This is a genomic window from Falsiroseomonas sp. (assembly GCF_030695085.1).
In the GTDB taxonomy this organism is placed as follows: Bacteria; Pseudomonadota; Alphaproteobacteria; order Acetobacterales; family Acetobacteraceae; genus Falsiroseomonas.
Genome location: NZ_JAUYTS010000188.1, coordinates 23,845 through 33,520, shown reverse-complemented (window position 1 = coordinate 33,520; position 9,676 = coordinate 23,845). Strand labels below are relative to the sequence as shown.

The following is a 9,676-nucleotide window of genomic DNA, read 5'->3' as shown; positions in this document are numbered from 1 at the left end:
TTCCTACCCGCCAGGTTCGCATCGTGGTGCCCTTCCCGCCGGGCGGCGGGCTGGATGCGCTGGCGCGCGCTCTGGCGAACCACCTCCAGGGCGAATGGCGGCAGCCGGTGGTGGTGGATAACCGGCCGGGCGGGTCCACCGTGCCGGGCACGGATCTGGTCGCCAAGGCGGCGCCGGATGGACACACGCTGCTGATCACCGCGGACAACTCCATCACCTCCAACCCGCATCTGATCCGCGGCCTGCCCTTCGACCCGATGAAGGACCTCGCCCCGGTCAGCCTGCTGGTGGATGTGCACCAGATGGTGCTGGTGCATCCCTCGGTCGGCGCGCAGACCATGGCGGAGCTTGTCGAAGCGGCGCGGGCGGCGCCGGGGCGTTTCAACTTCGCCTCCTACGGCACGGCCAGCCAGCCGCATCTGTGCTTCGCCGCGCTGATGGCGCGGGAGCGGATCGAGATGGTGCATGTGCCCTATCGCGGCCTGACCCCCGCGGTGATGGCCACCCTGGCGGGGGAGGTGCAGATGACGCTCGCCGGCATCGCCTCCGGCGCCGCGCATATCCGCGCCGGAACGCTGCGGGCGCTGGCGGTCGGCCGGCCGACGCGGTTCGAGGCACTGCCGGATGTGCCGACACTGGCCGAGGCCGGTTTCGACTATATCGACCCGCGCACCTGGTTCGGCGCCTTCGCCCCGGCCGGCACGCCGCCCGCCTTGCTGTCCCGCATCCAGCGCGACATCGCCGCGGCCATGGCAACGCCGGAAGTGCGCGACCGGCATCTGGTGACCTCGGGCTACACGGTGCATGCCGCGACGCCGGAGGCGACGGCGGCGTTCCTGCAGCAGGACCTGGCCTACAAGGCCGATTTGATCCGCACGGCCGGAATCACGCCGGATTAGTTCAGGCGCTTGGCCAACCGGCGCGCCTGCACATAGCCGATCAGTCCCGCCACCGGGGCTGCCGGCATCAGCAGCAGCCAGCCGAGGTGCTGCCCGCCGATGACCAGGCCCATGCCGATGCCGAGCATCAAGCCGCCGACCAGGCTGCCGACGACGCCGGCGCTGAGGCCGAGGATCAGGATGTCTTCGCGTGTGACCATGAGCAGGGAGTAAGGGCGGCCAGGGCGGTTTGACAAGTCGGGCCGGGCGCTTCTATAGCGCCGCCACTTCCGGGAACGCGGACAGGCCTTCGGGGCCTGCGCCCGCCCTTGGCCATGCCGGCCTCGGGCCTACCGGGACAACCCGCCGTGATGCCCTTAAGGGTGCCGGCACAAGTAAGAACCGGGAACCCTCGCGGGTGCCGGGCAGGAGAAGCGCATGACCAAGCGCGCAGAAAGCAAGTACAAGATCAATCGCCGCCTCGGCGTCAACCTCTGGGGCCGCGCCAAGTCGCCAATCGCCAAGCGCGAATACGGCCCCGGCCAGCACGGCCAGCGCCGCAAGCAGAAGCCGACCGACTTCGGCGTGCAGCTGATGGCGAAGCAGAAGCTCAAGGGCTACTACGGCAACATCGGCGAGAAGCAGTTCCGCAAGTACTACGAGGAAGCCGTGCGCCGTAAGGGCGACACCTCGGAGAACTTGATCGAGATCCTGGAGCGCCGGCTGGATACCATCATCTACCGCATGAAGCTGGCAGTGACGCCCTTCGCCGCCCGGCAGTTCGTGAACCACGGCCATGTGCTGATCAACGGCAAGCGCCTCAACATCCCGTCCTACCTGGTCAAGGACACGGACGTGATCGAGGTGAAGGAAAAGTCGAAGCAGCTGACCTGCGTGCTGGATGCCGCGCAGTCCGGTGAGCGCGACGTGCCGGAATACATCGAGGTCGACCACCGCGCGATGCGCGGCCGCATCCTGCGCGCGCCGAAGCTGAGCGATGTGCCGTATCCGGTGCAGATGGAACCGAACCTGGTGGTCGAGTTCTACTCGCGCTGAGGCTAGCGGGGCGGGGCCTGATGGCTCCGCCTTTCTGATTGCTCAGAGGGGGTTGGCGATTGGCTCGCCCCCTCACGGCATCCTTGATCACGTCCGCCGCACGACCGCGGCAAGCCGCAGCTTCGTCGGTCAGGCCCCAGCTCATTGCGGTGGCTGCGGCTGTGCTCGCGGCGCGATGCACACCAATCACCATCCGTCCTGGCGCCCGTCCACGGGGTGCGTGGGCCGGGCCAGTACGGCAACCGGCCAAGCCCTGCCTTCGCCCTGCCCCTCCCGCTGCGCCGAGGAGTGGCCTCAGTTGGGTTGTTTCAGCCCGTCTCGGTTGGCGGGGCGCCGCTGCAGGATGCGGCGCGGCATCGGCGGCGGGCCGCCGACGGATTGCGCCCGGTAGATCATCGAGCTTCCGCTACCCAGGCCAAGCAGGACCCAGAACCAGATCCCAAGCATCGGGCCCTCAAGCGCCACATCGAAGGAGGCGTTGACCAGGATGGAGGCCAGGTAGCAGGCCAGGAACAGGAAAAGGCGGAACCAGCCCTGCTCGCCGCGGCGCCGCGCCAGCAGCATGCTGCTCGCCATCATCGCGAACCACGACACCAGCATCGCCACCCAGAGGACGATGCCCGGCACTCCGGCGCGGGCGAGGATGGTCAGGTGCGCGTTGTGCGGGCTACGCAGGATCGGCGTGCCAGGCACGATGGTCCCCTGATAGCCGTCCGACTCCGCCAGCGAGATGCCGAAGCCCTTGCCGGTCCAGAAATGCGGGCCGTGCACGGTGTATCCCAGGATATCCTGCCACCAACGCAGGCGCCACATCTTGGTCCCGTCCAGCCCGGCCTCCGATGTGTCCTTGAAGATGCTCAGGGCGTTCAGCATGATCTGCTCGAGGCTCAACCCACGGCTGCTGCTGCCGATTTCGAGCCCACCCGCGAGGCTGGATGCCGCGCCGACCAGGACAAGGACGACGCCGAGCGCCTTCAGCGCATCGAGCGTCTTGCCCGAGACCAGGATGGCGCAGCCGACGGGTAGCGCGATGGCCAGCATCCCGCCGCGGCTCTGGCCAGCCGTAAGTCCAATTGCCACCAGCAGCAGGAGCAGCCAGAGCCAGTTGACGCGCCGAAAGAACAGCAAGGCGAAGACCGTGGTTCCCGCAAGGTGCACCGCCACCTCGCCGGGTCGCAGAAGGACCAGCGGCAGGCCGGAGCCTGGCCAGGCCGGCACCAGCTGCGGGATCTGAGCCAGCGCATAGGGCACCCAGCCATAGGCCCCATAGATCAGTGCGAAGGTGCCAAAAAGGCCGAGCGTCAGGGGCAGGCGGCTCGGCCGCTGCAGCAGCAGCCCACAGGCCACGAAGGCGAAGGCGCCGTACAGCACCAGCACGCTGTCGCGTAGCGCATCGATTCCGTGGATGCCGATGAAGGGCACCATCCTGATCACAACCCACAGGCACAGCGCCGTCAGCAGCAGGTTCGTCAGATTGGTCAGCGTGCCGAGAAGGCAGCCGCTGAACAGCAGGACCAGCACCCCAAGGCCGAGCAGGATCTCGCCGATGTAGAGCGGCGCCAAGCCGAGATAGGCAAAGCCCTTGCCGAAGATCGCATAGCCGCACAGGCTCACGGCGAGCGCCATGAAGTAGCGGTCGGCGAGGCTTCGGTGCACCGCGCCGCGCGCCCCTGCCCGCAACGCCTGCCCGAGCATCGGCCCCGAGAGGGGCAGGGGTGTTGGCTGGCTCATCGCAGGTAGCTTTCGCGCAACCGTGCCGAAATCTCGGTCCAGTCGCCGTGGCGCGCCACGAGTGCATGGGCGGCGGCGGCGCGGGCCCGCCACTCAGCGGGCGACAGTGCCGCGGCCTCGTGCAGCGCGGCACCGACCGCCGCCGCGCTATGCTCGGCGATGGGCAGGCCGGCCCGTTCCGCCATCACCACCGCGCGCAGGCCAGTACCGGCCGTGACGATCAGCGGCAGGCCGAGCAGTGCCGCCTCCAGCGCTGCAAGCGGCACCCCTTCGAAGCGCGAAGCCATGATGAAGTAGTCGCACTCCAGCAAGGCCGCATCCCGCGCGTCGCCAAAGCGTGGCCCCAGGATTCGCACGCGGCCGGCGATGCCAAGCCTCGCCGCCATTCGCACCAGCTCCGCCTGCGCCGGGCCGCTGCCCAGCATCGTCAGCCGGCCTGCCCCGCCAGAATTCACATAGGCGGCGAAGCCTTCAAGCAGCAGGTCGAGTCCCTTGTGGGCTATGGCGTAGCGGCCGCAATAGCCGAAATGCGGGAATTCCGGCGAAGGCGCCCGCGCCGCCGGTGCCGCGGGCAGCGCGCCGAGGCGGGAGGAATAGGCGCCGTTTCCGATGATCTTGATCCGGGCACGGGGGGCGACCCGCCGGAGAATCGTTGCTTCCTCGCCAGACAGCGCCTGAACCACCCGTGCCCCTTCCAGCAGCCTGCGTTCGAAAAGTCGCAGGTAGAGCGCGGTGCTGCGCTTCAGCGTGCGGCCCGCCGGGTCGTAGACGTGGGAAAAGCGACCATGCACGGTGATGGCATAGGGGATGCCGCGGCAGCGCAGCGCCTGGGCCAGCCCGCGCAGCATCGGCTCCCGGCCACCATGGATATGGCACACGGTGGCGGGTCCGGCTTCGGCGAGCAGCGCCTCGATCGTCGCCTGCGACAGCCGCACCGTGCGCCCGCGCAGCGCCAACCCCTCCATCCGGACGATCCGGGTCGGGCAGGTGGCATCCGCCTTCGGCGCGATATCGCCGCGGGCCAGCAGCACCAGGCTGGCCCGCTCGCCCGCTGCCCGCTGCTCCCGCACCAAGGCGCGGGCGACGTTGTGCACGCCATTCGCCTCGCTCGGGTGTCCCAGGCCATCGGCAACGGCCAGATGGCGAATTTCCAGGGACCGCCCACCCGGACGCGGGTTCGGGGGCTCGGGTCCCCGGTACGGCGGGGCGATGGCATTCATGGCCTATTCCGCGGCCATCGTCGCCGGCTCCCGCCCGGCCTGGACGGTTTCGCCCGTCCGGCCTGCCCGCCGTTGCGCGCCGAAGGCCCAGTCCAGGTAAGGGGCCGTGGCCGCCATGCCACGACCGAAATCATAGCGTGGTGCATAGCCGAGCAGGCGTCGCGCTTTCCCCGAATCGACCGAGGCCTTTGCCGCGTACAGCCGCAGCAATTGGGGGTCCGGCAGGTGGACCACGCCGGTAGGCCGGCTGCCATCGCCGAAATACAGCCGGCTCACCAGGTCGTAGGCCGGCTTTGGAAGGGAATCGAGGCCGGCCTGCAGCAGGCTCCGGACAGCCGGCGCGCGCACCGCGATCTGCACGATCTTCTTCGGGTTGCGGGCGACCAGCTTGATGTCGTGCAGCAGGCCGCTGTTCTCCCGCGCGATGTCCGCAGCCGGTCGATAGACGGGGCCCGCGACGCGGAGCGCGGAGGCGAAGGATTCGAAGAAGCGGCCCCAGGTCACCGGCTCCGGCCCCGAGATGATGAAGCGCTCGCCGATCGCTTCCGGGCGCTGCGACGCCAGGATCATGGCGTCGACGACGTCGTCGACATGCACCGCATTGCACAGCCCCTCACCACCATCGGGCAGGATCACGGTGCCATAGAGCAGCATTTCCGCAGGCGCGATGGTCCATGGGCGGGAGAACGGGCCATAGACGATCGTGGGCTGGACGATGGTGCCCTGCAGCCCCCTGGTCCGCACCGCGTCCAGCACCGCCTGTTCCAGTTCCAGCTTGGTGCGCGTGTAGACCCAGGACTTGTCGCCATCCCGCGTCTCCTCGGTCAGCTTGCCATCCGGGAAGGGCTCATAGACCGAGAAGGTGCTGGTATAGACGAAGCGCTTCGCCTTCCTCGCCAGACAGGCCTCGATCAGGTTGCGCGTGCCGGTCAGGTTCTGCGCGGCGGAGCGCGGGTCGTAGGCGCAGTGGAAGACGAGCTCCACACCCTCGAGCGCTTCCATCACCGCGGCCGAATCCGTCAGGTCGACCTTGCGGATATCCACCGGCAGCCGCGCCAGCCGGACGGCGGTGCCGATGCTGCGGACCAGGCAGCGCACCTCCGCGCCCTGCTGCAGCAGGCGTTCGGCAAGCCTGCCACCGATGAAGCCGGTGGCGCCGGTGATGGCGACCTTCGTGCCACGCGCCACGGCCGGCAATTCCGGGTGAGGGGCGGCGGCGTCCCAGGGAAGGTCCAGCGGCTCGCGCCGTGCATAGCAGGCCTCGATCGCCTCGATGGAGCGCAGCCCCTCCGCCCCCGCCACGCCAAGCTGGCGGCCGCTGGAGATGCTCTTGCGGAAATCCGTCAGCTCGGCGCTGAACAGCTCGGGGAAGCGCTGCTCCGGGAAGCTGCCGACACCGAAGCCATGCGCCTTGAAGGCGCGGACATTCTCAGAGCACGAAAGCACCTCGTTACGATAGAGATGCACCTCGATATAGCCGTTCGTGCCCTCGATGCGGCAGGTGTTCGGCAGCTCGCGGCTGCGGCTAAGCTCGATCAAGCCATGGCCGCCCGCGGCGAGATCCAGCTCGATCAGGCAATCCGCCTCCACGCCGGTCAGCGCATCGTCGCGGTAGCGCGCGATGCGCGCCTCACCAAGCCACCACAGGATCTCGTCCAGCGTGTGGGCGCCCGTGTCCATCAGCACGCCGCCGCCGGCCAGGCCGGGCTTGAGCAGGCCGTCGGTGCTGGTCGCCCAATTGAAGACGAAACCCTCCCGCGCCTCGAACCGGCGGATGGTGCCGAGGACGCCGGCTTCGAGCAGCGCCTTCATCCAGCGCGTCACATGCAGGTAGCGCCGCAGCAGCCCAACCGAGAGAATGGTGCCGGCGCGGTCCGCCGCCTCCAGCATCAGGCGCGCATCGGCCGGGCTGGTCGCAAGCGGCTTTTCCATGAACACATGCTTGCCCGCGGCAATCAGTGCCTTGCCGATCGGGCCATGCAGCGTGTGCGGCGCGGCGACGACCGCCGCATCGAAGGAATCGGCAACCTTGGCCCAGTCCGCGGTTCGGAGGAGTGACTTGCCGCCGCCGGCGATGGCCGCCGTGGCGGCAAGGTTCCGCTCGGACGGATCGACGAGGACGTCCGGTCGCCAGCCGATGCGTCGCAGGGCCGGCAGCAGGTGGTGCTGTACGACCGCACCGCAGCCGATGATGGCGAGCCGGGATGGCTTCGCGTCTGGCATGGCAGGACCTTTCCGGGAAATGATGCTTTTCATGCCGACCCCGTGGCGGGTGCGGCCGCCGTCCCGCCGATCAGGCGGGACAGCACGATCCAGGAAGCAACGAGTCGCGCGAGATTCGCGCCGATATGCGTGAGGCAGACGCCGATCAGGCCGAGCGTTCCGATCAGCGGCGGCGCGATGACGACTGTGGCCACCGCACCGATGACGGCGATCTGGAAGGCAAGATGGACGGCGCTGACGCCGTGCAGGAACGCGGCCACCACATCGGCAGCATAGCCCAGCAGCGTTGCGATAATGAGCAGACGCAGCGCCGTCGACAGCCCGAGATAGTCGGATTGTGAACCATATAGCAGCCAGAGCATCGTCTCCGGCGCGGCGATGACCACGGCGGCATAGGCCAGTACCAGCGGGGCCATGAGCACGGCATAGACCCGCGATGCCCGCCAGGCCTCCGCCAACCCCCTGGCCCGGGCGTGCGACGCGGTGGGCGGGATGATGCTGCACAGGCTGAGCAGGATGGGGCCGGTCACGTTTACGAGGTTCAGCGCCGCCTGGAAGGAGGCGACTGCGGCGGCGCCCGAGCTTGCCGCAAGGCCCCAGAGCAGAATCTGCGAACGGCCATGCAGCAGCAACCCGTTGCCAAGCGCCCAGCCGCCGCCGATCGACAGGTAGTCCAGCACCGTGGTGCGCAGCTGCAGCGGGCCGGAATGCCGAAGGTCGAGTTGCAGGATCTGCCATGCCGCGCCCAGGGCCGAGGTGGCGGCCATGCCGTAGAGCGCACCGGTGAGCGTCAGCATCCCGCTTGCGGCTAGGCCGAGCACGACGCCCGCCTGACCGAGATAGCTGACCGCATCCCCCAGCGTGGCGGCGCGGAAGCGGAAGGCGGATAGCAGGCCGCGCCGCGCGCCTTCCTGGAACTGCCATGTCAGGAAGCAGGCCAGTGCGGGCAAAATCAACTCCGGCACGCCGAGCAACGCCAGGACCAGCGCCAGCAACGCCGCCATCCCCAGCGAAATGCCGGCGATCAGGACCAGGCTCGCCGTGAGCAGCCTCGGCCGGTCTTCCGGCGCGGCCGTCACCAGGCGGACCGAGAGTGGATGCACCACCAGGGTGGTGTTGAGCAGCTGCAGCGTGAGCATCCCGCCGAACAGCAAGGCGAAGACGCCGTATTCGCCCGCCGGAAGCCCGCGTGCCAGAAGCACGTTCAGCAGGAATGTGCCGCCGCTGACGACGCCCTGGTCAACCAGCGACCAGGAGATCCGCGACAGGTGCAGCCTAGTCCACACGGCTGGAAACCTTCACACCGCCGCGATGCCGGCACAGCACCGCGCGGTAGCCTTCCATCGCGCGATCCGCCGCCCGTTGCCAGGTGAACTCCGCCGCAACACGGGCTCTGGCGTGCCGCCCCATCTGCCTCAGACGATCGGGCTCCGCCGCCAGCCGCTCAACGGCGGCCGCGAGCGCGCCGGGATCGCCCGGCGGCACCAGCACGCCGGAGCCTTCGTCGATCTGGTAGGGGATGCCGCCAACGCGGGACGCGAGCACCGGCACGCCATGCGACATCGCCTCCAGAACCACCAACGGGAAGGTGTCGGCGAGCGTCGGGAAGACGAACAGGTCCGATTGGCGAAACAGCGCGGCGACTTCGGTATCGGACAGCCGGCCGGTGACGATGATCCGCTGGTCCTGGCGGCCCGGATGCAGGTGGCCACCATAATCGACCGTATCGCGACGCTCCCCGCCGACTACCAGGGTGAAGGGGATTTCGAGCTTCCCGAAGGCGGCGAGGAGGTCGGGAAGTCCCTTGTTGGCCGTATGGTTGGCCAGGAACATGCAGCGGATGCCGTGCGCATCGGGCGGGATGCCGAATTTGGCCAGGATCTCGGCATCCTGTGGCGCGGCGTCGCCCGGAATTTCCTGAGGCGCTGAGAGAGGCGGCAAATCGACGCCGTTGTTGACGACAACGATGCTTCCGGCGAATCCCATGCCACGCACAATCTCGATATCCGCTGGCGACAGCGCGAAGACCGCCGCCGCGCCACGCACCGCGCGTGCCACTGGCGCATAGACGAGTTGCTGCCAGACCTGGCGCCGGACGGCATCGAAACCGTAGATCGTCCCGCCGTTTGCCACCTCGTTGAAGCCGTGGGTGGAAATGACATAGGGCGTGCCCCTTGCACGGCAGGCCCGGGCGATGCGCCCGAACTCCAGTGCTGGCATCGGGTTGTGCAGGTGGACGATGTCGTGGCCCTCGGCGACGAGGCGCGGGATGTCGGAACGGTAGAACAGGGTGGCGTATCGGTTGGGCAGCCAGGACCATGGCAGCAGCGGCGGCAGCGCGCTGCGAACCTGGCGGCGGCGGAGCATCGGGCCGGCGCCGTGCGTCTGGGTGCCGGTGCCGTTCATCATGCTGGCAACCGTGATATCACAGTAGGGCGCAAGCGCTGCGCTGAGCTGCTCCGCCGCCCGCGCGCCACCGCTGACCGAAAGATGCGGCGGGACAATGACGGCGGCCAGCACGCGCATCCTTTCGCCTTGGTGTGCCCCATCTCGGTATGGACCGTGATC

8 protein-coding genes are annotated in these 9,676 nt (G+C 68.7%); 2 read left to right on the top strand and 6 right to left on the bottom strand.

Going from position 1 to position 9,676, the window contains the following annotated elements; genetic code table 11:
- A partial coding sequence (locus Q8S40_RS20380; RefSeq protein WP_305671865.1) for a tripartite tricarboxylate transporter substrate binding protein occupies window positions 1-899 on the top strand: 899 nt, incomplete at its 5' end.
- On the opposite strand, the gene Q8S40_RS20375 is transcribed toward Q8S40_RS20380, so the two are convergent.
- Window positions 896-1,099 carry a hypothetical protein gene (locus tag Q8S40_RS20375; protein ID WP_304807321.1) on the bottom strand — a complete coding sequence of 68 codons (204 nt, stop codon included), beginning with the start codon at window positions 1,097-1,099 and terminating at the stop codon, window positions 896-898. The two genes, Q8S40_RS20380 and Q8S40_RS20375, sit on opposite strands and share 4 nt — an antisense overlap.
- A 217-nt stretch (window positions 1,100-1,316) precedes the next feature.
- Between Q8S40_RS20375 and rpsD the strand changes: the two genes are divergently transcribed.
- On the top strand, window positions 1,317-1,934 hold the full coding sequence (gene rpsD / locus Q8S40_RS20370; protein ID WP_168051271.1) for a 30S ribosomal protein S4: 618 nt from the start codon (window positions 1,317-1,319) through the stop codon (window positions 1,932-1,934).
- Between the two features lie 294 nt (window positions 1,935-2,228).
- Here rpsD and Q8S40_RS20365 read toward each other — a convergent pair whose 3' ends face one another.
- The 5 genes from Q8S40_RS20365 to Q8S40_RS20345 form a co-directional block, all read right to left on the bottom strand.
- Window positions 2,229-3,665: an O-antigen ligase gene (locus tag Q8S40_RS20365; RefSeq protein ID WP_305671864.1), complete on the bottom strand. Its 1,437-nt coding sequence runs from the start codon at window positions 3,663-3,665 to the stop codon at window positions 2,229-2,231.
- Window positions 3,662-4,759 (bottom strand): glycosyltransferase, encoded by a 1,098-nt coding sequence (locus Q8S40_RS20360; protein WP_305671863.1) that lies wholly within the window; start codon window positions 4,757-4,759, stop codon window positions 3,662-3,664. The genes Q8S40_RS20365 and Q8S40_RS20360 overlap by 4 nt, the downstream gene beginning before the upstream one ends.
- Window positions 4,760-4,888: 129 nt before the next feature.
- Complete coding sequence (locus Q8S40_RS20355) at window positions 4,889-7,108, bottom strand: NAD-dependent epimerase/dehydratase family protein (protein WP_305671862.1); 2,220 nt, start codon at window positions 7,106-7,108, stop codon at window positions 4,889-4,891.
- 29 nt (window positions 7,109-7,137) lie between these two features.
- Window positions 7,138-8,394: a hypothetical protein gene (locus Q8S40_RS20350; protein WP_304807331.1), complete on the bottom strand. Its 1,257-nt coding sequence runs from the start codon at window positions 8,392-8,394 to the stop codon at window positions 7,138-7,140.
- Window positions 8,384-9,634 carry a glycosyltransferase family 4 protein gene (locus Q8S40_RS20345; protein ID WP_305671861.1) on the bottom strand — a complete coding sequence of 417 codons (1,251 nt, stop codon included), beginning with the start codon at window positions 9,632-9,634 and terminating at the stop codon, window positions 8,384-8,386. The genes Q8S40_RS20350 and Q8S40_RS20345 overlap by 11 nt, the downstream gene beginning before the upstream one ends.
- Between the last annotated feature and the right edge of the window lie 42 nt (window positions 9,635-9,676).